This window comes from Streptomyces sp. NPDC059166, assembly GCF_042755185.1.
GTDB lineage: Bacteria > Actinomycetota > Actinomycetes > Streptomycetales > Streptomycetaceae > Streptomyces.
In genome coordinates this window covers 18,696-43,321 of record NZ_JBHZCI010000005.1, presented here as the reverse complement: position 1 = coordinate 43,321, position 24,626 = coordinate 18,696, and the positions used below count along the sequence as shown (strand labels likewise).

Annotated in this window: 21 protein-coding genes; 11 read left to right on the top strand and 10 right to left on the bottom strand. The window is 72.4% G+C overall.

The window, feature by feature from the left end:
• Nucleotides 1-30: 30 nt before the first annotated feature.
• From pstA to ACFXOA_RS05280, 8 genes are all read left to right on the top strand, one after another.
• The gene (gene pstA / locus ACFXOA_RS05315; RefSeq protein WP_385022828.1) at nt 31-1,368 is read left to right on the top strand and encodes a phosphate ABC transporter permease PstA; all 1,338 of its coding nucleotides are present in this window, start codon (nt 31-33) and stop codon (nt 1,366-1,368) included.
• Entirely contained in the window at nt 1,365-3,083 is a 1,719-nt protein-coding gene (gene pstS / locus ACFXOA_RS05310) for a phosphate ABC transporter substrate-binding protein PstS (protein WP_385022825.1), read from the top strand. Before pstA ends, pstS begins: the two co-directional genes overlap by 4 nt.
• Nucleotides 3,080-5,566: a hypothetical protein gene (locus ACFXOA_RS05305; protein ID WP_385022822.1), complete on the top strand. Its 2,487-nt coding sequence runs from the start codon at nt 3,080-3,082 to the stop codon at nt 5,564-5,566. Before pstS ends, ACFXOA_RS05305 begins: the two co-directional genes overlap by 4 nt.
• Before the next feature lie 251 nt (nt 5,567-5,817).
• Nucleotides 5,818-6,738 (top strand): substrate-binding domain-containing protein, encoded by a 921-nt coding sequence (locus ACFXOA_RS05300; RefSeq protein WP_385022819.1) that lies wholly within the window; start codon nt 5,818-5,820, stop codon nt 6,736-6,738.
• A 99-nt stretch (nt 6,739-6,837) separates the two neighbouring features.
• Complete coding sequence (locus ACFXOA_RS05295) at nt 6,838-8,304, top strand: hypothetical protein (RefSeq protein ID WP_385022816.1); 1,467 nt, start codon at nt 6,838-6,840, stop codon at nt 8,302-8,304.
• 99 nt (nt 8,305-8,403) lie between these two features.
• Nucleotides 8,404-9,348: a sortase gene (locus ACFXOA_RS05290; RefSeq protein WP_385022813.1), complete on the top strand. Its 945-nt coding sequence runs from the start codon at nt 8,404-8,406 to the stop codon at nt 9,346-9,348.
• 34 nt (nt 9,349-9,382) lie between these two features.
• Nucleotides 9,383-10,225, top strand: coding sequence for a phosphate ABC transporter ATP-binding protein PstB (gene pstB, locus ACFXOA_RS05285; RefSeq protein ID WP_385022810.1), 843 nt, complete (start codon nt 9,383-9,385; stop codon nt 10,223-10,225).
• Nucleotides 10,222-10,965: a hypothetical protein gene (locus ACFXOA_RS05280; RefSeq protein WP_385022807.1), complete on the top strand. Its 744-nt coding sequence runs from the start codon at nt 10,222-10,224 to the stop codon at nt 10,963-10,965. Before pstB ends, ACFXOA_RS05280 begins: the two co-directional genes overlap by 4 nt.
• Before the next feature lie 36 nt (nt 10,966-11,001).
• Here the strand turns inward: ACFXOA_RS05280 and ACFXOA_RS05275 are convergent, their stop codons facing one another.
• From ACFXOA_RS05275 to ACFXOA_RS05245, 7 genes are all read right to left on the bottom strand, one after another.
• A complete protein-coding gene (locus tag ACFXOA_RS05275; protein ID WP_385022804.1) occupies nt 11,002-11,739 on the bottom strand; it encodes an ABC transporter ATP-binding protein in 738 nt (245 codons plus the stop codon).
• Nucleotides 11,736-12,332, bottom strand: a complete 597-nt coding sequence (locus ACFXOA_RS05270; protein ID WP_385022802.1) for a hypothetical protein — start codon at nt 12,330-12,332, stop codon at nt 11,736-11,738. The genes ACFXOA_RS05275 and ACFXOA_RS05270 overlap by 4 nt, the downstream gene beginning before the upstream one ends.
• The gene (locus ACFXOA_RS05265; RefSeq protein WP_385022799.1) at nt 12,329-13,606 is read right to left on the bottom strand and encodes a hypothetical protein; all 1,278 of its coding nucleotides are present in this window, start codon (nt 13,604-13,606) and stop codon (nt 12,329-12,331) included. The genes ACFXOA_RS05270 and ACFXOA_RS05265 overlap by 4 nt, the downstream gene beginning before the upstream one ends.
• Before the next feature lie 146 nt (nt 13,607-13,752).
• Complete coding sequence (locus ACFXOA_RS05260) at nt 13,753-14,190, bottom strand: hypothetical protein (protein ID WP_385022796.1); 438 nt, start codon at nt 14,188-14,190, stop codon at nt 13,753-13,755.
• A 193-nt stretch (nt 14,191-14,383) separates the two neighbouring features.
• Entirely contained in the window at nt 14,384-16,024 is a 1,641-nt protein-coding gene (locus tag ACFXOA_RS05255; protein ID WP_385022793.1) for a phospho-sugar mutase, read from the bottom strand.
• A gap of 315 nt (nt 16,025-16,339) precedes the next feature.
• Nucleotides 16,340-17,164, bottom strand: coding sequence for a purine-nucleoside phosphorylase (locus ACFXOA_RS05250; protein ID WP_385022790.1), 825 nt, complete (start codon nt 17,162-17,164; stop codon nt 16,340-16,342).
• Nucleotides 17,165-17,269: 105 nt separating this feature from the next.
• The gene (locus tag ACFXOA_RS05245; RefSeq protein WP_385022787.1) at nt 17,270-17,707 is read right to left on the bottom strand and encodes a gamma-glutamylcyclotransferase; all 438 of its coding nucleotides are present in this window, start codon (nt 17,705-17,707) and stop codon (nt 17,270-17,272) included.
• Between the two features lie 250 nt (nt 17,708-17,957).
• On the opposite strand from ACFXOA_RS05245, the gene ACFXOA_RS05240 reads away from it, so the two are divergent.
• Nucleotides 17,958-19,397, top strand: a complete 1,440-nt coding sequence (locus ACFXOA_RS05240) for an NAD(P)H-quinone dehydrogenase (protein ID WP_385022784.1) — start codon at nt 17,958-17,960, stop codon at nt 19,395-19,397.
• 132 nt (nt 19,398-19,529) lie between these two features.
• Nucleotides 19,530-20,498, top strand: coding sequence for a DeoR/GlpR family DNA-binding transcription regulator (locus tag ACFXOA_RS05235; RefSeq protein WP_385022781.1), 969 nt, complete (start codon nt 19,530-19,532; stop codon nt 20,496-20,498).
• A gap of 136 nt (nt 20,499-20,634) precedes the next feature.
• Here the strand turns inward: ACFXOA_RS05235 and ACFXOA_RS05230 are convergent, their stop codons facing one another.
• Complete coding sequence (locus tag ACFXOA_RS05230) at nt 20,635-21,234, bottom strand: TetR/AcrR family transcriptional regulator (protein ID WP_385022778.1); 600 nt, start codon at nt 21,232-21,234, stop codon at nt 20,635-20,637.
• 89 nt (nt 21,235-21,323) lie between these two features.
• Nucleotides 21,324-23,096, bottom strand: a complete 1,773-nt coding sequence (locus ACFXOA_RS05225; protein WP_385022775.1) for an acetyl/propionyl/methylcrotonyl-CoA carboxylase subunit alpha — start codon at nt 23,094-23,096, stop codon at nt 21,324-21,326.
• A 401-nt stretch (nt 23,097-23,497) separates the two neighbouring features.
• On the opposite strand from ACFXOA_RS05225, the gene ACFXOA_RS05220 reads away from it, so the two are divergent.
• Nucleotides 23,498-23,944 (top strand): hypothetical protein, encoded by a 447-nt coding sequence (locus ACFXOA_RS05220; protein ID WP_385022772.1) that lies wholly within the window; start codon nt 23,498-23,500, stop codon nt 23,942-23,944.
• Between the two features lie 9 nt (nt 23,945-23,953).
• Here the strand turns inward: ACFXOA_RS05220 and ACFXOA_RS05215 are convergent, their stop codons facing one another.
• Nucleotides 23,954-24,556 (bottom strand): nucleoside triphosphate pyrophosphatase, encoded by a 603-nt coding sequence (locus ACFXOA_RS05215; RefSeq protein ID WP_385022769.1) that lies wholly within the window; start codon nt 24,554-24,556, stop codon nt 23,954-23,956.
• Nucleotides 24,557-24,626: the final 70 nt, after the last annotated feature.

Here is a 24,626-nt window from a genome sequence, read left to right as displayed (position 1 = left end):
GCCTGCCACGTCCCAGGGACACCGCCTGCCATGACACTTGCCCCCGAACCACCGCCGAAGACCGACGGCGCCCGTACCCCTCCCGCGTGGAACGCCGCGCCCGGGCCGGGCGGCACCACCCCTCCGGCCGCACCGGCGCGCCCCGCCTCGCGCACCGTGCTGCCCGCCCTCGGCGGCCGCCCCACCGGGCCCGCCGGTGAGGAGCGGCGCACCCTGGCGGCCACCCGGATCTCGGACCGGTTCGCCCTGCTGGGCGCCGCCGCGGCGGCGCTGAGCGTGACCGGGCTGCTCTTCGGGCGGATCCTGCCCTTCGACGGCACGGTCGGGTTCGTCGTCGTGGCGTACGTCCTGTTCCTCGGCGTCTACGCCCTGCTGGTCTCCTTCGACGAGGACGGGCCCACGATCGTGGACCGGGTGGCCGGCGTCGTCGTGCGCACCATGGGCCTGATCCTGCTGGCCGCCCTGGTGTTCGTGGTCGTCTTCACCCTCTGGCGGGGCCGCGAGGCGCTGCCGCACGCCAACTTCTTCACCCAGGACATGCAGTTGGCGGGCCCGCTCGACGGACTCGGCGTCGGCGGGGTGCTGCACGCGGTCGTCGGCACCCTCCAGCAGATCTCGCTGGCCCTCGTCGTCACCGTCCCGGCCGGCCTGATCTGCGCCGTCTTCCTGAACGAGGTCCCGGGCCGCTTCGCGCGGCTGGTCCGCACCATCGTCGAGGCGATGACCGCGCTCCCCTCGATCGTGGCCGGCCTCTTCGTCTACGCCACCGTCATCCTGGCCCTCGGCCTCGACAAGTCCGGTCTGGCGGCCTCCCTCGCGCTGGCCGTGATGATGCTCCCCATCATCATCCGGGCGTCCGACGTCGTGATCCGCCTCGTCCCGGGCAACCTGCGCGAGGCGTCGTACGCGCTGGGCACCTCGCGCTGGCGCACCGTCTGGCACGTCGTCCTGCCCACCGCGCGTTCCGGGCTCACCACCTCCGTCATCCTCGGCACCGCGCGCGGGGTCGGCGAGACGTCGCCGGTCCTGCTCACCGCCGGTTTCACCGCCGAGCTCAACGCCGACCCGGTCTCCGGCCCCCAGGTGTCGCTGCCGCTGGCCACCTTCGAATTCGTCAAGTCACCCGAACCCGACATGATCGCCCGCGGATTCGGCACGGCCGCCACCCTCATGGCCCTCGTCCTGCTGCTCTTCGTGATCGCCCGGGTCATCGGCGGACGCGACCCGGGACAGCTCACCAAGGGGCAGACGCACCGCCGGGTGCTCGCCTCCCGCCGCGACGCCGAGCGCTTCGACAGCCGTGCCGCCGCCCGCACACCCTCCTCACCGCCGCACGCCGACACCACCATCACCAGGAGTACCCCGTGAGACCCGTGACCGTGTCCCGCCTGGCCATGGGGCTGGCCGCGCTGCTGTGCGCGCTGCCGGCCGCCGGCCAGCCGACCGCGCAGGCAGCCTCGTACAGCAAGATCACCGGTGCGGGCTCCACCTGGAGCTCCAACGCCCTGGACCAGTGGCGCCGCAACGTCGCCTCCAACTTCGGGATGACCGTCAACTTCGCGGCCACCGGCTCCTCCAACGGCCGCGAGCAGTTCAAGAACGGCACCGTCGACTTCGCCGTCTCCGAGATCCCCTACGGGCTCACCGAGGGCGGCGTCCGGGACGCCCCGCCCAAGCGCGGCTACGGCTACATGCCGATCGTCGCCGGCGGTACGGCCTTCATGTACAACCTGAAGATAGGCGGCAAGCGCGTCACCAACCTGCGCCTGTCCGGCGACGTGCTCGCCAAGATCTTCACCGGCAGGATCACCCGGTGGAACGCCCCGGAGATCAAGGCCGACAACCCCGGGCTGACGCTTCCCAGCCGGGCGGTCATCCCCGTCGTGCGTTCCGACGGATCGGGCACCTCGGCCCAGTTCACCACCTGGCTGGCCAAGGAACACGCCTCCACCTGGAACGACTTCTGCCGCCGGGCCGGCCGGTCCACACCGTGCGGGATGACCTCCTACTTCCCGAACGTCCCGGGCTCCGCCCAGATCTCCAAGTCCGGCTCCCTGGGGGTCTCCGGCTACGTCCGGCAGAACCACGCCGAGGGCGCCATCACCTACGTCGAGTACTCCTACGCCCTGAAGGCGGGCTTCCCCGTCGCGAAGGTGCTCAACGCCGCGAACTACTACGTCGAGCCGACGGCATCCAGTGTCGCCGTCGGCCTGCTGGGGGCGCGGATCAACAACGACAGGAACTCCGCCGACTACCTCACGCAGATCCTCGACGGCGTGTACCGGTCGAAGGACCGCCGGACCTACCCGCTGTCCAGCTACAGCTACATGATCGTGCCCACGTCGCTCGACGGCGCCGACAACCCGATGAACGAGGCGAAGGGCGCGGCGCTCGCCACCTTCTCCAACTACTTCCTCTGCGACGGCCAGCAGCAGGCCGAGGAACTCGGCTACTCACCGCTGCCCAAGAACCTCGTGCAGGCCGGGTTCGAGCAGGTGCGCCGCATCCCCGGAGCACCCGCCGGCAAGGTGAACATCAACGACTGCCGCAACCCCACCTTCTCCTCCGACGGCACCAACACCCTCGCCAGGAACGCGCCCCAGCCGAAGGACTGCGACAGGAAGGGCACCACGCAGTGCGCGACGGGCACCGCGGGCGCCAAGCAGACCACCCCGGTCAGCCGGAACGCCGACGGCGGCTCCGGCAGCGGCACCGGGACCTCGGGCGGCGGCAGCGGACCGGCCACGGGCGGCTCCGGCGGCCGGGGAGGTGCCGGCAATTCCGGCGGCACCGACACCGACGGTGACGGCACCCCCGACGCCCAGCAGGCCGGGACCGGCGCCGGGGGCGCCACCGGCGGTGTGATCGACCCGGACACCGGCGAACTGATCGGCGACGGCTCGGGCGGCGACTCCTCGGTCGTCGCGAGTCCCGTCAGCCTCGCCGCCGACGACGCCCTCGGGCTGAGAGGCGCCCTGATGATCCTCTCCGCCCTGCTGCTGGTCGGTGTGGTCGTCGGCCCACCGCTCACCGCCCGCGCCCTGGCCGCACGGTCCGGCCGCCGCAAAGGAGACCTGACATGAGAGGCATACGCGGCCTCCTGGGCGCCCGCCGCACCGGAACCCGCCCCGCGCGACGCGTCACGGCCGGCGTCACGGCGCTCCTCGCCGCCCTCGTCGTCGCCCTCGTGCCGCTGCCGCGGGGACTGGACCGCGCGCAGGCCGCCGAGGCGGACAGCTCGGCGATGACGCTCTCCGGCACGAAGGGCCCCTACGACGACTTCTCCGGCCTGGAGGTGACCGTCCACCAGACGAAGCACCTGCGCCAGCAGGGCCTCGAGGTGAGCTGGACGGGAGGGAAGGAGACACCGCTCGGCACCAAGTTCGTCAACTTCCTCCAGATCATGCAGTGCTGGGGGGACGACCCGGCGGGCCCGGAACGCGAGCAGTGCGTCTTCGGAGGCACCGCGCCGGGCGGATTCCTCGTGGACACGTGGAGCCGCCAGCTGGTGGCGGGGACGGACCCCGGGGAGACCGAGTACACCGAGGCGGACGGCTTCGACAGCCCCTTCGTCCCGTTCAGGCCGGTCGAGGGGGAACCCACCGACAGCGCGTACGACACCACCTACTTCGGTCCGAACGACTCCAACGCCGAACCGATGCGCAAGACGCAGGCCGACGGCACCGGTGAGGCGGTCTTCGAGGTGCAGACCGCGCTCCAGGCCCCTCACCTGGGCTGCGGAGCCGTGGACGCCGGTGGCGACCCGCGCGGCTGCTGGCTCGTCGTCGTACCGCGCGGAGACCACGAGATCGAGCCGCATCACGACGGAAGGCTCGACACCTCGCCGCTGAGCCGGACGAACTGGGACCGGCGCATGGTGTTCCCCCTGGACTTCGACCCCGTGGGTGACACCTGTGAGCCGGACAAGGCCGAGCGCCGGGTCATCGGCTCGGAACTCCTGACCGACGCCATGTCGTCCTGGCAGACGGTCCTGTGCTCCGGCGCGGCGACCCGCTTCAGCTTCACCCAGGCGGGTGAGGAGCGTGCCCGCGAGGCCGTCACCCGGCCCACCGGCACCTCACCCGGCCTCGCCGTCACCGTCGAGCCCGTCGAGGCGGCCGAGGACGGGCCACCCGTGGTGCACGCCCCCCTGGCGGTGAGCGGGCTCGCCATCGGCTTCCTCTGGGAGGTCGACGGACGGCCCGAGCCCTGGGTGCGAGATCTGAGACTGACCCCGCGCCTGATCGCCAAGCTGCTCACCCAGTCCTACATCTCGAGTGTCAGGCACTGGAACCAGGGGACGGAGGGCCCGCCCGATCATCTGGCCGGCAATCCGGAATCACTGACGAGAGACCCCGAGTTCCTGGAACTCAATCCGGTCCTCGACGGCACCGCGGCGCGGTCCACGCCGTTCGGGATCGCCGTTTCCGGAGAGAATTCCGACCTGACTCGCCTGATGTGGCGCTACCTCCAGTCGGACAAGGACGCCCGGGAATTCCTCGCCGGGAAGGAGGACCCCTGGGGCATGAAGGTGAACTCCTACTACACGGACCTGGCGCTCGGCACCGACGCCCTCGACTACTTCCCCAAGGCCGACCCCACGGAGACCCGGAGCGAGGGGGTCAGCGGCATGTGGGCCGTCTACACGGGGGCCGAGGTCGTCCCCTACGCCGAGAACCTCCACGACGCGGCGCAGCGGGTGCGACGGGGCTACGGCGGCATGACGATCGAGGTCGGCGTCTGCCAGGAGTGCCCCTCCGGGGGCAAGCTCACGGGCGAACGCAGGCCGCAGGGCGGACGGACGGTGATGGGCCTGGCCGACGTGGCCTCGGCGGACCGCTTCCTGCTCGACGTCGCCGCACTGCCCAACGCCGACGGGGAGTTCGTCAAGCCCACCAGCGCCTCGCTGCTCGAGGCCGTGGCCGGGATGAAGGACTCCACGGTGCCCGGCGTGAAGACCCCGGATCCCGCACGTGCGACGGACGGCGCCTACCCGCTCACGGCCGTCGCCTACGCGGCGGGGTCGCTCGACCGCGCCGCGGCCGAACGCAAGGACTACGCCCGGCTGATCCGCTACGCGGCCGGAGCGGGCCAGACCCAGGGCCTGAACCCCGGCATGCTGCCGCCCGGGTACGCGCCGCTGCCGGCGGCGATGCGTGAACAGGCGGCCGAGGCCGCGACAGCCCTGGAGAAGGGCCTCCCCGCGGAACCGGGCACCGGCGCCGACGGAGGCGTGGGCGCGGGCGGTTCAGGGACCGGTGGGAGCGGAGCGGACGGCGGCGTGTCGCAGACCGGTGCGGACGGCACGGGCACGGCAGGCGGCCCGGACGCGCCGGACGGCGGCCCGGCGGCCGGCCCGGCGGGCTCGGCACCACCCGGTGCCACCGGTGCCACCTCGGGCCAGGAGAAGACGGTCGCCTCCTCCGGCGGGCTCACCCCCGCCGAGATCCTCGGAGCGATCCGCTGGGTGCTGCTCGGCGTGCTGGTGGCCGGAGCGGCGGCGGCCCTCGCCGGCCCCGTGATGCTGCGCATGTCCTCCCGGAAGGCCCCGGCCGCGGCGGACTGACGGGCTGGACAGCGAATTTCCCCCGGACTTCGCACCTGGAAGTCCGGGGGATTTTCCCGGGGTTCGGAAAATCCCCTTGGTGGCACCTAGGAAATCGATTCGTAACCTGATCAGAAACTGGATGCGGTGGTCGCGGCGGAGCGCCTGAGGAATTGTTTGCGGTGGCCGGGAGAGTTTCGGTCGTACGGAGAATTCGAATTGTGTGTGCGCGTCCATTGCTTGCGTTTCGTCCTTCATGGAGGAGAACAGAGATGAACGTCAAGACCAGTGTTCGGATCGGGGCTGTCGCGGGTGCCGTCGCCCTGGGCCTCGGCATCATGTCCCCCGTCGCCTCGGCCGACCCGGCCGTTCCCACCGACTACCGGGTGCTCGCCGGAGTCGGCTCCGACACCACCCAGGATGTCGCCAACGGCCTCGGTGAGGAGATCGACGGCGGTGACCTGATCGCCTCCTACGACGCGACCGGCTCCGCCACCATCAAGACCCGCGCCACCGGTTGTTCCATCACGCGCCCCAACGGTTCCTCGGCCGGTATCAGCGCGCTGGTCGCCGACATCGCCAACGGCACCGGCTGCATCGACTTCGCGCGTTCCTCGCGCGGCATCAAGACCGCCGGCTCGAACCTCACCTTCATCCCCTTCGCCGAGGACCAGGTCACCGTCGCGGTCCGCGACGACAGCCCCCTGAACGACGACCTGGACCTCACCTCGGCCCAGCTCAAGAGCATCTACGAGTGCAACACCACCACGCTCGACGGTGTCGCCCTGACCCCGCTGGTGCCCCAGGCGGGCTCCGGCACCCGGACCTTCTTCCTGGAGTCGATCGGCAACCCCGTCCTGGGCACCTGCGTCGGCGAGATGCAGGAGCACAACGGTGTCCAGCTCGACACCGCCGGCGACATCGCCCCCTACTCCGTCTCCCAGTACAACGCCCAGGTCGGCGGTGTCATCACCGACCGGCACGGTGACACGGTGCTCGGCCTGATCGACGGCGGCGTGTTCAGCCGCGACGTCTACAACGTCGTGCCCACGGCCGAGCTCACCGACTCCGTGATCGCCTCGACGTTCGTCGGCTCCGGATCCGACGTCTGCTCCGCGACCGACACGATCGAGGGCTACGGCTTCACCACCATCAGCAACTGCGGTTCGACCGCCCTCAAGGGCAACAGCTGATCACCAGCATGCCGTGAGCGCGACAGCCGGGCACCCCTCAGGGTGCCCGGCCCCACGGCGTATCCGAGAAGAGAAAACGATCCCCAGGGGGACACGCACATGAACGGCCTCGCACCACTCCGCTCACCCGTGGCACTGCTCGGCGCCTTCGCGCTGACCTGCGCGCTGTCGGCCACCACGCTGGCCGTCCTCGCCCCGGAGGCCAGGGCGGCCGAAGGAGCCCAGCTCACCATCAGCCCCACGAGCGGCGACCTCCTCACGAAGCCGGTGTACACCACGGGCGAGTTCACCGGATCGTGCCCCGAGGCGTTCCGGCCCGGCGAAGGCAAGCCGTTCGCCGTCCTGCCGCTCCTGGAGAGCCCGGACGGAAACACCACGACGCTGGGCTCGGCCACCAAGGTCCTCACCGAGGACGGCACCGAGCAGACGTTCTCGATGGCCGGCGGTATCAACTTCGCCCTGGGCGTCCGTCTGTCGTCCGACCAGCCGGTGGGCAGGTACGCGCTCGTCGTGCGCTGCGCCAGGTCCACGACGAACACACTGCGCGGCCAGGACTACCGGGTGCCGATCGACGTCACCCCCACCGGGTGGAGCGTCGCCGCACCCGGTGCGGCCACGGACGTCCAGGTGGCCACCGGGTCCGTCGCCGTGCCGGACAGCGCCGAGGTGAAGGTCAAGGCGACCGTGACCGTCACGCCTGCCACGCTGGAGGGCACCGTCAAGGCCTACATCGGCGGCAAGGCCGTCAGCGCCCCGGTCACCGCCGGCAAGGCGGAGTTCGTCTCCGAGGAGCAGTACGCCGTCGGGACCGAGGTCAGGGTGGAGGCCATGGTCAACCCCGCCGACCGGGTGGCCCACGAACCGTCGACCACCTGGACGGCGTACACCGTCACCGCACCCGCCCCCACGAAGACGGCGACCCCGACGAACACGCCCACCGACGGCACCCAGGAGCCCACGAACACACCGACGGGCGAACCGGCTCCCGACCCGACGGACGAGCCCACCGAGCCCGCCGACCTCGACGTCAGCGACGAGGAGGGCAACGTCCTGGACGCCGACCCGGTGCTCGAACCCGGCCAGAAGGTCCTCGTCACCGCGCGCGGCTACAGCAAGGACGCCACCGTCAAGGCCGTCCTGAGCGACAGCGAGGCGGAGTTCGCGGACGCCACCGCCGATGCCGAAGGCACCGTCGAGGACTACGAGTTCACCGTCCCCGAGGACATCGCGGACGGCGACCACACCCTCACCCTGACCGAGGACGCCACCGACGGCCACAGCGTCGAGTTCGCCTTCGCCACCGGTGACCGGGAGAACCCCACCCCGGACCCGAGCGACACCACCGGCACGGACGCCGGGACCTCCGGCGGCTCCGACGCCGGGAGCACGGGCGGCGGCAGCGGCGACACGGGGGGCTCCGGCTCCACCGGCGGCCTCGCCGCCACCGGCAGCCGGATCGCGGCCGTCGGCCTCGCCTCCCTCGCCCTGCTCAGCCTCGGCGCGGCCTGCGTGATCCACGTACGGCGCAAGGGCCTGCTGAGCTTCGGCGCCACCGCGGGCCACTGACCGGCCGGGCTCCGGGGGCGGGACCGCCGCCCGCCCCCGGAGCCCGCCGCGCAGCTCCCTTCCTCCACCGTCCACGAGCCTGTCAGGAGTGCAGCGACCGTGACCGTCCTGAGCCCGCCCCAGCCCGCCCCCGAGGCGCGGGCGAAGGCCCCCGAACCACCGGGACCCCCGGTCCCCGGCACCCCGCTCCCGCCCGCCCGTCCCGGTCTCGCCCTGGCCGGGGCGGCCTTGTGCGTCCTGGCGGCGGTCCTGCTCGGCTTCGCCGCCGACCTCGCCCTCCTCGGCCACCTCCGGCACTCACGGGACCAGCAGACCGCCTACGACGAGCTGCGCAAGCAACTCGCCCTGGGCACGGCCCCGGTGGGCCAGCGCACCTTCGACGACAAGCCGCTGGAGATGGGCGCCCCCGTCGCACTCCTGCGCATCCGGGCGCTCGGCCTCCGCGAGGTCGTCGGGGAGGGCACCACCTCCGGGGTACTGATGTCGGGCCCGGGCCACCGCCGCGACACCCCGCTGCCCGGCCAGTCCGGCACCGCGGTGATCATGGGCCGGCAGTGGGGCTACGGAAGCCCCTTCCAGGCGCTGCACAAGCTGCCCGTCGGCACACCCATCGAGATCACCACCGGCCAGGCCAGGTCGGTCTACCGGGTCACCGGAGTCCGGCGCCCCGGCGACGACCTGCCCGCGCCCCGGGCCCAGGGCCAGGGCAGGCTGACGCTGATCACCGCCACCGGAGGCCCGTACACCCCGGCCGACATCCTGCGCGTGGACGCGGAGCTCACCACACCGGTGCAGCCCAACCCGCCCCGTGAGATGCGACCCGGGTGGATCGGCCCGGCCGAGGAACCGCTCGCCGGGGAGAGCGGCGCCTGGCTCGAGGTCTTCCTCTGGGCCCAGGGCCTGCTCCTCGCGGCCCTCCTCGCCACCTGGGCCCTGCGCGTCTGGGGCCGGTGGCAGACCTGGATCACCGCCGTCCCCGTGCTCGGCGCCCTCGGCGTCGCCCTGGCCGACGCCGCCACCCGGCTCCTGCCCAACCTGCTGTGACGCTCTCACGCCCCGAACGAGGAGTACCCGCCCCATGACCGACACCGCCACGGACACACTCACCCTGCCCCGGACACCCACGCGGGGGCCGGCTCCCTCCGCCCCCGCGTCGCTCGAAGCCGACGCGATCTCCGCCTGGTTCGGCGACCACAAGGTCCTCGACCGGGTGTCGCTCACCATGCCCGCCCGTGAGGTCACCGCCCTCATCGGCCCCTCGGGCTGCGGGAAGTCGACCTTCCTGCGCATCCTCAACCGGATGCACGAGCTGATCGGCTCAGCCTCCCTCGCGGGCCGGGTCCTCCTGGACGGCCAGGACATCTACGACCGCGGCCGGCGGCTCACCCACGCCCGCCGCGAGATCGGCATGGTCTTCCAGAAGCCGAACCCCTTCCCCGCGATGTCCCTCTACGACAACGTCCTGGCCGGCCTGAAACTCAACGGCGTGAAGGCGTCGAAGGACAGCCGCGACGGCCTCGTCGAGGAATGCCTCACCAAGGCGGGACTCTGGAAGGAGGTCAAGGACCGGCTCCGCCAGCCCGGCGGCGCCCTCTCCGGCGGCCAGCAGCAACGCCTGTGCATCGCACGCTCGCTGGCGGTCCGCCCCCGGGTGCTCCTGATGGACGAGCCGTGCTCGGCCCTCGACCCGACCTCCACCCGTCGGATCGAGGAGACGATCCACGACCTCAAGGAGGAGGTCACCATCGTCATCGTCACGCACAACATGCAGCAGGCCGCCCGCGTCTCCGACAGCTGCGCCTTCTTCCTCGCCGAACAGGGCACCCCGGGCGTGATCGTCGAACACGGGCCCACCACCGACATGTTCGAGGCGCCGCAGGACTCCCGTACCTCCGACTACGTCAACGGCCGCTTCGGATGAGGCCCCGCCGGTCCGCCGCCCTCGCCGCCACCGTGCCGCTGCTCGCGCTCCTCGCGGCCTGCGGCGGCGCGGGGCGGGAGCCAGGGGGAGCGGAGGCACGGCAGCCGCCGCCCTCCTCGGCCCCGGCGGGCGCGACCGGCACACCGTCATCCCCGCCGCCCGCCACCGCACCCCCGCCCGCACCCGCACCGGCGGTCCCGAGGACACCCCCGTCCGCGTCCGCCGGGCCCGTGGAGATCACCGGACCCGACCTCTCGCGCACGGACGCCCGGGCCCCGCGGGCCGCCCCGGAGGCGCGAGACGCGGGCACCACGAGCCCGGCCACCGGCGCCCCGGAGATCCCGTCCGGACCCCCGAGCGCGGCGGTCCGCACCACCGTGACCACGCTCCGGATCGGCGCGTGGTCCGCCAGGGTCGTCCGGGGCGGCCAGGAGGAGGTCGACGCCTGCCAGGACGCCGTGCAGTGGGCCGGGCCGCCGTTCGGCGCCGAGAGCGGCTACAAGATGCGCACGATCGTCGTCGTCGGCCACGACCACTGCGGCTTCCAGCAGTTCGCCACCCTGGCCACCGGCACCGTGGTCACCGTCGACACCCCGGGCGGCACGCTGACGTACAAGGTCTACGACCGGTACCTCACCCCGGGCCGGGGCGCACCCGCCCACGGCCTCTACTGGGGGGACCTCACCCTCCAGTCCTGCGTCGGACCGGACACCGGCTTCACGTACCTCACGCGGGTGTGACCGCCCGTACCGCCGCACGGCGGTACCCGCTCCCTCTCACCCCCGAGGCGTCAGCGCCGCGTAGGCGGCCTCCGCGTGGCGGGAGCCCGGCGTACCCGCCGGAGCGTGACCGAGGAACCCCTGGGTCGTGCCGTCGAAGCCGACGCGCCCCTCGGACAGGACGGTGACGCGGTCGGCGTCGTCGGCGAGGTCCGCCACGTCGTGGGTCGACATCAGGACGCTGAGTCCGCCGGCGTCCACCGCGGCCTTCAGCAGATCGCGGAACACGCGCCGTTGGGTGGGGTCCATGCCCGCCGTCGGCTCGTCCAGCAGAAGCACCTCGCAGCCGTGCACCAGCGCGGCGGCCACCCCCACGCGGCGCAGCTGGCCCCCCGACAGCGTCCTGGTCCTCTCACCCGCCCGGTCCTGGAGACCGACCCGGCCCAGTGCCCCCAGCGCCCCGTCCCAGGCGTCCCTCCGGTTCATCCCCTTCAGCCAGCCGCAGTAGGCGACCTGCTCCCTCGCGGTCAGGCCGGCCATCGCGACGATCTGCTGGGGCATCCACGAGACGAGCCGGCGGTACTCCCGTGCCGTCGAGGGCACCGTGCCGCAGCTGATCCGGCCCGTCTGCGGCCGCGCGACGGACGCCCCGAGGCGGAGGAGGGTCGACTTGCCGGCCCCGTTGGGCCCCAGGAGGACCGTCAGGCCCTCCCGGAGCTCGTACGAGAAGCCGGTGAGCACCGGACGGCTCCGGCGCTTGTACCGGTAGGCGCAGTCGGTGAACGTGATGCTCATGCGTGTGATCCTTGCCGAGACGTCATGTAGTGGTTGACCGCGACACCGGCGAGCGACATCGCCCCCGCGGCCAGCGCGGCGGTGGGCGACGCGAGTGCGAGCCCGGTGAACGCCCAGGGGAAGAAGTCCTCCGCCGTCCGGTGCCCCACGAGGACGACGAGGAAGATCCACGCCGTGGGCAGCACGACGCTCGACCTGCCCAGCCGGCCGCGCCCGCACAGGGCCAGCCCGGTCAGGAAGAGGGTGTTGCGTCCTGCCATGGCGACCCCGGGGGAGTCCAGGAGGACCGCTCCGGACGCGGTGAGCGCCACGACCGCGGCCAGAACTCCCAGGACGAGTCCCGTGTCCAGCCTGGCGACCGGGCGGACACCGGCCGCCTCGGCAGCGGTGAGCCGGGAGTCGAGGCACTGGACGAGGGCTCCCACGACGAGGAGCGGGCTGAATCCGGACAGCAGGACCGAGTTGCCCGCCGTGACGCTGATCGCCGGGAGGACGATCGTCCCGTCCTGGAACAGGAAGGTCAGCAGGACGAAGACCGCGAGGCCCGGGGCGAGCACCGTGTGGGCCAGGCGGGTCTTCAGCCACCAGATCACCGGGACTCCTCGCACGCCGAGCGGGTGATGGTCCGGTACCAGGCCACCTGTTCGGCCGTGGACTTCCCCGACACCTCGGCCACACCCTTCAGGACCTCGCGGTGCTGCGCCCTGGAGTAGAAGGGATCTCCGGCCGCGATCTGCTCGTAACCCGACATGGCACCCGTCTTCCCCTCCAGCCAGAGCAGGACGGCCCGCCGGAGTGTCGGCTGCGGCGCCTCGCAGGGGAACTTCACGTAGGTGCTGATGATGTCGGCCTGCACCCGGTGCTCCCGGTGGGCCGTGGACAGCAGGAGGTACACCGAGTCCTCCGTGTCCTCCGGGGTGAACCTGCCGTAGCTCAGGGCCTCTTCGACACGCTTCGGCGGCTTGTCGACGACCTGGTACTTCTTCAGCACGGCGAACGTGCCCTCGACCTCGGCGCCGATGCTCCCGGCGTCCTTCTCCGCGCTCGCCGGGAGGCACACCTCCGGGGCCGTACCCGTGCATCTGGTGCCCACGGAAGTGACGTGGACGCCGGGGTTGTAGTTCCAGTCCTTCACGATGCTGTACGAGGCGAACGTGGCGCCCGCGCAGACGGCTACCGCCGTCACGATGCGCAGCAGGACGTGTCCCCGCACCCTGAGCAGGCAGACCGCGACGGCGAGTCCCAGGGTGGGGAGGAGGTGCCCCGCCATCGAGGAGGCGGTCGCCGTCTCGGCGTAGCCGAGGTGCGCGAAGTACTCGCCCGACATGTGCCGCAGGTAGAAGGGTTCGAGGGCGTGCGGGTAGGACACCAGGAGGAAGACCGCGCACGCCATGACGGGAACGGCCAGCGCGGGCTTCAGCCACTGCCCGACGACGAAGCCGATCACCCCGTGCGCGGCGCAGAGCGCCATGCCGAGAAGCAGTGGGGGAAGGCTGTCAGGGGTCGGCCAGGTGGGCCGTTCGGCGAAGGCGAGGACCACCGGGACGAGGAGTACCAGCCAGCCGACCGCCACCACGGGCGCCAGGGTCCAGGAGACGACCGCCCAGTCGCGCCGGTAGGGGGCCAGCTCACGGACGCGCGACTCCTTGAACCGCGCCCCCTGCCAGGCCGAGGCCGCGGAGACCAGGGCGTAGGAGAGGGCGTAGACCTGCTCGATGGACCGCTGGACGAGGGCCGGGGCGTACGGGTACGGCCAGTAGACGACCTGGTCGTGGGTGGAGAAGACGTAGAAGGAGAGCGTCAGCGCGAGGGCCGGCACCAGGGCGGCGAGAGCGGTAGACGATCGTATGAGGGTCGGTATGCGCACGTGTTCTCCGGCGAAAGTCCATGGTGGCACCCGTGGGGAACCGGGTGCCACCATACGGTCGTTCCAGGCGGCAGGACGCCCGGGGCGGCGCCCGGCGGATCATGGCCGGGCCGCTCCCCGATCCGGCCTGATCCAGGCGAAAGACCCTAGTCGGCCTTGGAGGTGTCGACGGAGACGGTGGCGACGTTGAGGAGACAGCAGGATCCGCCCTGGGCGACCTTGTCGGCCTCGAACTGCAGCGTGTTGGTGCCGCTGGGGACGTTGGTCCACTCGCCGTTGCTGGTGCCGCCGCTGAAGCAGGCGGTGAACGTCTTGCTGCCGAGGCTCTCGTTCGGGAGGACCGAGTAGTAGTGCCAGAGCTTGACGACGACCGACTTGGTCGTGCCGTACTGCGCGAAGCAGTCGGTGAAGCGGATCTGGGAGTAGGTCCCCTGGTCCTCCCAGGTGCGTGACTTCTCGCCGTCGGTCCAGCTGTTGATGTAGCTGGACCAGTTGGCGGAGGCGGTCGTCGGGTTGACCATGACCAGTGCCGCGGTGGCGGCCAGGGCGGCCCCGGCTCGCTTCGCGGATCGTGACAGCTGCATGAATTTCTCCTGTTCATCAGACGAACAGATGGAGAATATGAAGATCACAAGAAGGGCTCCAGGCTGTTTACGGCCATGATCACTTCCGTTTTGGCGTGGTCATGGCTGGAAGCTGCCGGTCCCTGGCCGCAGCCGAGGGGCGGGGCCGTGGCCGTACGGCCGCACCGCCCCTCGCGGCCTCCGTGAGCGGCCGTCAGATCCCGGCGGCCGCCGCGAGGTCACGCTTGAGGGCGGCGAGCAGTTCCTCGCCCTTCGCGCGGGCCCCGGGGAGCGCCTCGACGCCGCCGACGGGGACGACGACCTCCAGGTAGCACTTCAGTTTCGGCTCGGTGCCGCTGGGACGGACGATGACGCGGGCGCCCGTCAGGTGGTAGCGCAGGCCGTCGGTGGGCGGCAGGAGGTCCGTGCCCTGCGACAGGTCCTCCGCCGAGGTCACGGGGAGGCCCGCGAGGGTGGCGGGCGGTGTCTCGCGCAGACGTCGCATGGCGTCCGCGATGACCGTCAGGTCCTCGACCCGGACCGACAGCTGGTCCGTCGCGTGCAGGCCGTGTTCGAGCGCGAGGTCGTCGAGCAGGCCCAGCAGGGTGCGGCCCTTCTCCTTGAGCGCGGAGGCGAGTTCCGCGATCAGCAGGGCGGCCGTGATGCCGTCCTTGTCGCGCACGCCCTCCGGGTCCACGCAGTAGCCCAGGGCCTCCTCGTAGCCGTAGCGCAGGCCCTCGACGCGGGCGATCCACTTGAAGCCCGTCAGCGTCTCCTCGTGGCCGAGGCCCGCCTTGCGCGCGATGCGGCCCAGCAGCGACGACGAGACGATCGACTCGGCGAACACGCCCGTGACGCCCCGGTCCACCAGGTGCGCCGCGAGCAGCGCCCCGACCTCGTCGCCGCGCAGCATCCGCCAGCCGCCCCCGGCCGACGGGTCGGGCACGGCCACGGCGCAGCGGTCCGCGTCCGGGTCGTTGGCGATGACGATGTCGGGCCGGGTCCGCCGCGCGGTCGCGAAGGCGAGGTCCATCGCCCCGGGCTCCTCCGGGTTGGGGAAGGCCACCGTGGGGAACGCCGGGTCCGGTTCGGCCTGTTCGGCCACGAGCACGGGCGCGGGGAAGCCCGCCCTGGCGAAAGCGGCCGTCAGCACGGAGGTGCCGACGCCGTGCAGGGCGGTGTGGACGGTCCGCACCGTACGGGGCGACCCGGGGGCGAGGACCGCGTCCGTGCGCGCGAGATAGGCCTCCAGGACCTCGTCCCCGAGGGTCTCCCAGCCCGAATCGGGGCGCGGCACGCCGGTGAGCGGTCCCACCGCGCCGATCGCGGCGGCGATCTCCGCGTCGGCCGGGGGCACGATCTGCGAGCCGTCGCCGAGGTAGACCTTGTATCCGTTGTCACGGGGCGGGTTGTGGCTCGCGGTGACCTCCACACCCGCGACGGCACCCAGGTGCCTTATGGCGTACGCGAGGACGGGCGTGGGCAGAGGCCGGGGGAGCACCGCCGCGCGCAGGCCGGCGCCGGTCATCACGGCAGCCGTGTCGCGGGCGAAGTCCGCGGACCTGTAGCGGGCGTCGTAGCCGATGACGACCAGGCCACCGGACCGCCCCCGCGCGTTCAGGTACGCCGCGAGCCCCGCGGCGGCCCGGATGACCACCGACCTGTTCATCCGCATCGGCCCGGCGCCGATCTCGCCGCGCAGGCCGGCCGTGCCGAACTGGAGCGTGCCGGCGAAGCGGTCGGCGAGCGCTCCCTCGTCACCGGCCTCGATGAGCCCTTCGAGCTCCGCACGGGTCTCGGGGTCCGGGTCCTCGGCCAGCCAGGCCTTGGCGCGGGTGAGGAGGTCCTGCTGCACGGTGTCCGCCTTTCTGCGGGTGGTGGTGCGGGGTGCGGTTGGTGGTGCGGGGTGCGGGTGCGCATGCGGCGGGCTGTTCCCCTGCCCGCCCCTTCCCGAACCGGGCTCCGCCCGGACCCGCTCCGGGGCTCCGCCCCCGAGCCCCCGCGCCTCAGACGGCGGCGGGGCTGGAAGAGGGCTTCCGAGAGGGCTTTCCGCGCCTCGATCGCCGGGGCCGGAAGGCGGCTTCCGTGGGGGCTTCCCGCGCCTCGGTCGCCGGCGGGGATGGGTCGCCGGAGGGCTGGAAGGGGGAGGGCACCGTGTTCAGGCCGGGGCTCAGATCCGTTCCAGCACCTGGGCCAGCAGGGCGCCCATGCGGGTGGCCGAGTCGCGGCCCGCCTGCAGGACCTCCTCGTGGTTGAGGGGTTCCCCGCTGAGGCCGGCGGCGAGGTTGGTGACCAGGGAGATGCCCAGGACCTCCGCGCCCGCCTCGCGCGCCGCGATGGCCTCCAGGACCGTGGACATGCCGACGAGGTCGCCGCCCATCGCGCGGACCATGCCGATCTCCGCCGGGGTCTCGTAGTGCGGGCCGGTGAACTGGACGTACACGCCCTCCTCCAGTGACCCGTCGATCTCCTTGCACAGCGCGCGCAGCCGGGGCGAGTACAGGTCGGTGAGGTCCACGAAGTTCGCGCCGACGATCGGCGAGGCCGCCGTCAGGTTGATGTGGTCGCTGATGAGCACGGGCTGGCCGGGGGTCATGCCCTCGCGCAGGCCGCCGCAGCCGTTGGTCAGGACGACGGTCCGGCAGCCCGCCGCGACCGCCGTGCGGACCCCGTGCGCGACCGCGGCGACCCCGCGGCCCTCGTAGAAGTGCGTGCGGCCCAGGAAGACCAGGACGCGCTTCCCGCCGATGCGGTACGAGCGGACCGTGCCACCGTGGCCCTCGACGGCGGGGGCCGGGAACCCGGGCAGCGCGGTGACCGGGAACTCGGCCTCCGGGACGCCGAGCGCCTCGCCCGCGGGGGCCCACCCGGAGCCCATCACGAGAGCGACGTCGTGGGTGTCGACGCCGGTCAGCTCGCGCAGGCGGGCGGCGGCGTCGGCTGCGGCGGCACGGGGGTCGCCCTGGATGTGGTCCGGAATAACAGATGCGTTCACGCGGATGAGGGTAACCGCTGATTTCCTACGCGCGTAGATGCGTCCGCGAAGAGTCTGTCCGGACTCATTCGTACGTTCGTACAAAGGGGGTCGGCGGGGCGCCTCTCAGCAGGGACGCTTCCGCAGGCCCATCACGTAGTCGTGCGGAGCGCCCGCCGACTCGGCGGCGTCCGCCACCTCGCCGAGGTAGCGGGCGGAGGGCAGGCCGCCCTCGTAGCCGTTGAGGACGTAGATCCAGGCCGGCTCCTCGCCGTCCAGGGTGTGCACCCGCACCCTCATCCGCCGGTAGATGTCGAGGCCGACGCCCTCCCAGCGGTCCATGGAGTCCTCGTCCATGGGAGCCAGATCGTAGAGCGCCACGAAGACCTGCTCGCGTGGGGCCTCCACGACCGTGGCCAGCGCGCCCTCCCAGCCCATCTGCTCGCCGCCGAACGTCAGGCGCCAGTCGTTGAGCCAGCCCGTGCCGCGCAGCGGGGAGTGCGGTGCGCGGCGCGTCATCAGCCGCGCGTCGAGGTTGCCGGCGTACGCGGCGTAGAGCGACATGGGGTCGAGGGTACGGGAGGGGCGCGGTGAGCGCCGGTCATGGCGGGGAGCGGAGCCCGGCGCGGGGCGCCGGCCGCCCCCGGACGCCCCGGCTCCGCCGGGCCCGTGCCCGTATGGAGGGCCCCGGGGCGAAGCCGCTTGTTGCGTGCGGGACAATGAACTACGTACTGCATACGCCGGGGCGATCCCCCGGACCCCCGGCCGGGGCGGCAGACGGCCGTGGGATGACACCACGCGAGGCGGACTTTTCGTGACCCGGATCGTGATCATCGGCGGCGGCCCCGGCGGCTACGAAGCGGCACTGGTCGGCGCCCAGCTCGGCGCGGAGGTGACCGTCGTCGACTGCGACGGTCTCGGCGGCGCGTCGGTCCTGACCGACTGCGTACCCTCCAAGACCCTGATCGCGACGGCCGAGGTGATGACCACCTTCGACTCCTCCTACGAGGAGCTCGGCATCATCGTCGCCGACGACACCCCGCACATCGAGCAGGCCGCCCGGGTGGTCGGCGTGGACCTCGGCAAGGTCAACCGGAGGGTCAAGCGCCTCGCGCTCGCCCAGTCCCACGACATCACCGCCTCGGTCACCCGCGCGGGCGCCCGAGTGGTGCGCGGCCGCGGCCGGCTCGAAGGGCTCCAGGCCGCCGACGGATCGCGCCAGGTCGTCGTGACCGCCGCGGACGGCACCGAGGAGCGGCTCACCGCCGACGCGGTGCTGATCGCGACCGGCGGCCACCCCCGGGAGATCCCGGACGCGCAGCCCGACGGCGAGCGCATCCTCAACTGGACGCAGGTCTACGACCTGGACGAGCTCCCCGAGGAGCTCATCGTGGTCGGATCGGGTGTCACCGGCGCCGAGTTCGCCGGCGCCTACCAGGCGCTCGGCTCGCGGGTCACCCTCGTGTCCTCCCGCGACCGCGTGCTCCCCGGCGAGGACCCGGACGCCGCAGCGGTCCTGGAGGACGTCTTCCGGCGCCGCGGCATGAACGTCATGGCCCGCTCCCGCGCCCAGGCCGCCAAGCGCGTCGGCGACCGTGTCGAGGTCACGCTGGCCGACGGCCGGGTCATCACCGGCACCCACTGCCTGATGGCGGTCGGCGCGATCCCCAACACCGCGGGGATGGGACTGGAGGAGGCGGGGGTCCAGCTCAAGGAGTCCGGCCACATCCGCACCGACCGGGTCTCGCGTACCAGCGCCCCCGGCGTGTACGCGGCGGGCGACGTCACCGGGGTCTTCGCCCTGGCCTCCGTCGCGGCGATGCAGGGCCGGATCGCGATGTACCACTTCCTCGGCGACGCGGTGGCGCCGCTGAACCTGAAGACGGTCTCCGCGAACGTCTTCACCGACCCGGAGATCGCCACCGTCGGTTACAGCCAGGCCGACGTCGACTCCGGCAGGATCGACGCACGTGTCGTGAAGCTGCCGCTCCTGCGCAACCCGCGCGCCAAGATGCAGGGCATCCGGGACGGCTTCGTCAAGATCTTCTGCCGGCCCGGCACCGGGATCGTCGTCGGCGGCTGCGTCGTCGCCCCGAGGGCCAGCGAGCTGATCCACCCGATCTCGCTCGCCGTGGACAACAACCTGACGGTGGAGCAGATCGCGAACGCCTTCACGGTCTATCCGTCCCTCTCCGGCTCGATCGCCGAGGTGGCCCGCCAGCTGCACACCCGCAAGACGGCCGACGAGGCGTAGCGCCCGTCCGGCACACACCGGCCGCAAGGCGACGGGGCCCCTATACCACTAGGGGGCCCCGTCCATGCACAACTTCTCTTATTCGGCGCAAACTGCTGAAAAGCAACGTACGGCCAGGTTACTGTCAGTTTCGTGTTCGCTGCAGAACGTCGTCAATTGATCCTCGAAATGGTGCGCGCCAACGGGGCGGTATCGCTCCGTGAGCTCGCCCGCGTCGTCCAGACCTCCGAAGTGACCGTACGGCGGGACGTGCGGGCACTGGAGGCAGAAGGACTCCTCGACCGCCGGCACGGCGGTGCGGTCTTGCCGGGCGGTTTTACGCGGGAGTCCGGCTTTCCGCAGAAATCCCATCTCGCGACCGCGGAGAAGACGGCCATCGCCGACCTGGCCGCCGGGCTGGTCGGTGAGGGCGAGGCCATCGTGGTCGGCGCCGGCACGACCACCCAGGAGCTGGCCCGCCGGCTCGCGCGGGTGCCGGGGCTGACCGTGGTCACCAACTCGCTGCTGGTCGCCCAGGCGCTGGCCCACGCCAACAGGGTGGAGGTGGTGATGACGGGCGGGACGCTGCGCGGGAGCAACTACGCGCTCGTCGGCAGCGGTGCCGAGCAGTCCCTCCAGGGGCTGCGGGTGACCCGTGCCTTCCTGTCCGGGAGCGGGCTGACCGCCGAGCGCGGGCTGTCCACCTCCAACATGCTCTCCGCGAGCGTGGACCGGGCGCTGGTCCAGGCGGCCGCCGAGGTCGTCGTCCTGGCGGACCACACCAAGCTCGGTTCGGACACCATGTTCCAGACCGTGCCGACGGAGCTGATCACCCGCCTGGTGACGGACGAGCCGCCGGTGCACGACGAGCGTGCGGCCACCGAACTCCAGGCGCTGGCCGACCAGGGTGTGGAGATCACGGTGGCGGGCCCGGAGGTGGAGTCCGCCGCCGGTGAGGCCATGCCGGCGGGACGGCAGCCGCGGCAGGACATGCCGCTGCCCGGCCAGCGCCGCACCCAGGGCGGCCACGGAGGACCGGGCGGCCTCGGAGCGCAGCTGCGGAGCGCGTCGGCCCTCTCGGACGGTCCGGTGGGCCGGGTCGCGGACATGCGACGCCGCTGACGGGCCCCGTCGGCCCGTCCCGCCGCCGGACGGGTTCCACGGGGCCGCCGGGCCACGGGTTCTACGGGGCCGCCGGGCCACGGGTTCTACGGGGCCGCCGGGCCACGGGTTCTACGGGGCCGCCGGGCCACGGGTTCTACGGGGCCGCCGGGCCGGGCTGATCGGCCTTCAGGCCGCGGAGCGTCAGCCGCAGCAGGCGGTCGGCCAGGGCCGGATCGGCCGGGGTCTGCTCGGCGGCCAGCGCGATGGCGTTGGTCAGCTGGAGCAGGTCGTCGATCGACACGTCCGGCCGCACCGAGCCGCTCGACTGCGCCCGGGCCAGCAGCCGTGCCCCCGCCTGACGCAGCGGCACATGACAGGACGTCAGCGCCGAGTTCGCGTCCCCGGGGGCCGACATGAGGGCCTGGGCCAGGCCGCGGTACTCGCCCGCGTGGGTCACGATCGCGCCCAGCCACTCCACGAGCGCGGCGCACGGCTGAGCTGCCCGCGCCAGCTCGCGGGAGCGGTCGAGCAGCGCGGAGAGCGCCTCCTGGAACACCGCGTTCATCAGGGCCTGGCGGTTGGGGAAGTGCCGGTAGAGCGTGCCGATGCCGACGCCCGCGCGCCGCGCGACGTCCTCCAGCGAGGCGTCCGTGCCGTGCGCCGCGAAGGAGGCGCGGGCCTCGCGCAGCAGCCGGTCGTGGTTACGGCGCGCGTCGGCGCGCATCGGCCTGGCCGGTGTCGATGCCGTGCTCATCGCCGTCTCCTCCTGGTCCTCGCTCCGCGTCCCAGGATGCCACCGGGGGCCCGGCGTGTGCCGGGCCCCCGGTGGGTGAAGGGCGGGGATCAGTCCTTGATCTCGCAGATCGCCGCGCCGGAGGAGACCGACGTGCCGACCTCGGCCGAGAGGCCCTTGACGGTCCCGGAGCGGTGCGCGTTGAGCGGCTGCTCCATCTTCATCGCCTCGAGGACGACGACGAGGTCGCCCTCCTTGACCTCCTGGCCCTCCTCGACGGCGATCTTGACGATCGTGCCCTGCATCGGGGAGGCGAGGGTGTCGCCGGAGGCGGCGGAGCCGGCCTTCTTGGCGGCACGGCGCTTGGGCTTGGCACCCGCGGCGAGGCCGGTACGCGCGAGGCTCATGCCGAGCGAGGACGGCAGGGAGACCTCGAGGCGCTTGCCGCCGACCTCGACGACGACGGTCTCGCGGCCGGACTCCTCGTCGGCGTCCACGTCACCGGGCACGGTGAACGGCGGGATCTCGTTGACGAACTCGGTCTCGATCCAGCGGGTGTGGACCGTGAAGGGGTCGGCCGAGCCGGTGAGCTCCGGTGCGAACGCCGGGTCGCGGACCACCGCGCGGTGGAAGGGGATCGCCGTGGCCATGCCCTCGACCTGGAACTCCTCCAGCGCGCGGGCGGCGCGCTGCAGGGCCTCCTGGCGGGTGCGGCCGGTCACGATCAGCTTGGCCAGCAGGGAGTCCCAGGCCGGGCCGATGACGCTGCCCGACTCCACGCCCGCGTCCAGGCGGACGCCGGGGCCGGTGGGCGGGGCGAAGGTGGTGACGGTGCCGGGCGCGGGCAGGAAACCGCGGCCCGGGTCCTCGCCGTTGATGCGGAACTCGAAGGAGTGGCCGCGCAGGTCCGGGTCGCCGTAACCGAGCTCCTCGCCGTCGGCGATCCGGAACATCTCGCGCACCAGGTCGATCCCGGCGACCTCCTCGGTGACCGGGTGCTCCACCTGGAGGCGGGTGTTGACCTCCAGGAAGGAGATCGTGCCGTCCATGCCGACGAGGAACTCGACGGTGCCGGCGCCGACGTAGCCGGCCTCCTTGAGGATGGCCTTGGAGGCGGAGTACAGCTGCTCCACCTGAGCCTCGGACAGGAAGGGGGCGGGGGCCTCCTCCACGAGCTTCTGGTGGCGGCGCTGGAGCGAGCAGTCACGGGTGGAGACGACGACCACGTTGCCGTGCTGGTCGGCCAGGCACTGGGTCTCCACGTGGCGGGGCTTGTCGAGGTAGCGCTCGACGAAGCACTCGCCGCGGCCGAACGCGGCCACCGCCTCACGGACCGCGGAGTCGTAGAGCTCCGGGACCTCTTCGAGGGTGCGGGCGACCTTCAGGCCGCGTCCGCCACCGCCGAAGGCAGCCTTGATGGCGATCGGCAGGCCGTGCTCCTTAGCGAACGCCACGACCTCCTCGGAGCCCGAGACGGGGTCCGGGGTGCCGGCGACCAGCGGGGCACCGGCGCGCTGCGCGATGTGGCGGGCGGCGACCTTGTCGCCGAGGTCGCGGATGGCGTGCGGCGGCGGGCCGATCCACGTCAGCCCGGCGTCCAGCACGGCCTGGGCGAACTCGGCGTTCTCCGAGAGGAAGCCGTAACCGGGGTGGACGGCGTCCGCACCGGAGTCCTTGGCGGCCTGGATCACCTTGGCCATGTCCAGATAGCTGGCAGCCGGGGTGTCACCGCCCAGAGCGAACGCCTCGTCGGCCGCGCGTACGTGCAGAGCGTCCCGGTCCGGATCGGCGTAGACGGCTACGCTCGCGATTCCGGCATCCCGGCAAGCCCGAGCAACGCGGACAGCGATTTCGCCACGGTTGGCGATGAGCACCTTGCGCACGATGACTCCCTCCTTGAGAACAAGCTGAGTTTAGGGACTACCGACACGGCCGTACGACCCGTCCCCAATAGTGAACTTGCCCACACGGAGTGTGATTCGAGGGTTGCTCGAGTCGCGAAATCCCTTGTCGCACCACGGTACGCCGGGTTCCTCAACCGCACAGTAGCCATGAAGTGTGGCTCAAGTCTCTGTCTGTACGGTCAACGGCGCGCGACGTTTCTTTGTGGACTCCCTACGAACGGCCGATGGAATCTTTGCCTCGGCCGCCGGTGCGCCGCGGGCGGTGCGCAGCCCCTTGTCCGGAGCATTACCGTCCCCCGGGCTCTTCACGAGCAGGGGGTACCCCCATGTAGGGTCCGCGCTACCTACCGTACGTACTGCAGGTAACAGGGGGTGGCGCCGTGCTGCGCAGACCAGTGGCCTTCGTGACCGCGATCGTTCTGTTCGTGGAGGCCGTGGGCATCGTGCTCGTCAACGGCGTCCTCGCGACGGTCGCCGGCAACCAGAGCATGTCCCTGGCGGGGATGGATCCTGACGCCATGGTCACCGGCACCTGGGTGATGGGCGGTGTCTCCGGGGCGCTGCTCCTGCTGTGCGGGCTGATACCCCTGCTGGCGGGCATACGCGACCGGGCGCCTGGCCGGTTCGGCCGGATCGCCCTCATCGCCTGCGCGGTCGTCCACGGGGTGCTGGGCGCGCTGGCGGTGGGGCTGATCGGCTGGGCGGCCTTCGCCTTCCTGATGGTCGTGCTCGCCCTCATCGTGCTGACCCTGATGGCGTTCGACCGGCGCGAGCCGGCGGCGGTGGCCGGCGGGCAGGGCGCGGAGAAGGCCCCCGCAGCGGCGTGAGCGGGCCGCTCACACCCACAAGTCGGTGATGGAGACGTCCAGTTCACCCAGAAGCCGGCGCAGCAGGGGCAGCGAGAGCCCGATGACGTTGCCGTGGCTCCCCTCGATCGCCTCGACGAAGGGGGCCGAGCGTCCGTCCAGCGTGAACGCCCCCGCCACGTGCAGCGGTTCGCCCGAGGCGACGTAGGCCGCGATCTCGGCGTGGGTCGGCTCGCCGAAGCGGACGACGGTGGACGCGGTCGCCGAGACCGTACGCCCCGTGGCGGTGTCGACGACGCAGTGGCCCGTCTGCAGGATGCCGGACCTGCCGCGCATGGACTTCCAGCGGGCGGTGGCCTCCTCGGCGTCGGCGGGCTTGCCGTACGCCTCGCCGTCCAGCTCGAGCACCGAGTCGCAGCCGACGACGAGGGCGCCCGCCGCCTCGGGGCGCTCCGCCACCGCGGCGGCCTTGGCCTCCGCCAGGACGAGCGCCAGCTCACCCGGGGTCGGGGCGGTGATCGCGTCCTCGTCCACGCCGCTGACGATCACCTCGGGGGCGAGTCCGGCCTGGCGCAGGAGGCCGAGACGGGCGGGGGAGGCGGAGCCGAGCACGAGGCGGCGCTGATCAGTCATACCGCCATCGTAGGCGCGTCCGGGCGCCCCGGAGGCCCGGATACGGAACGGCGGGACGGGGCCCGGCGGC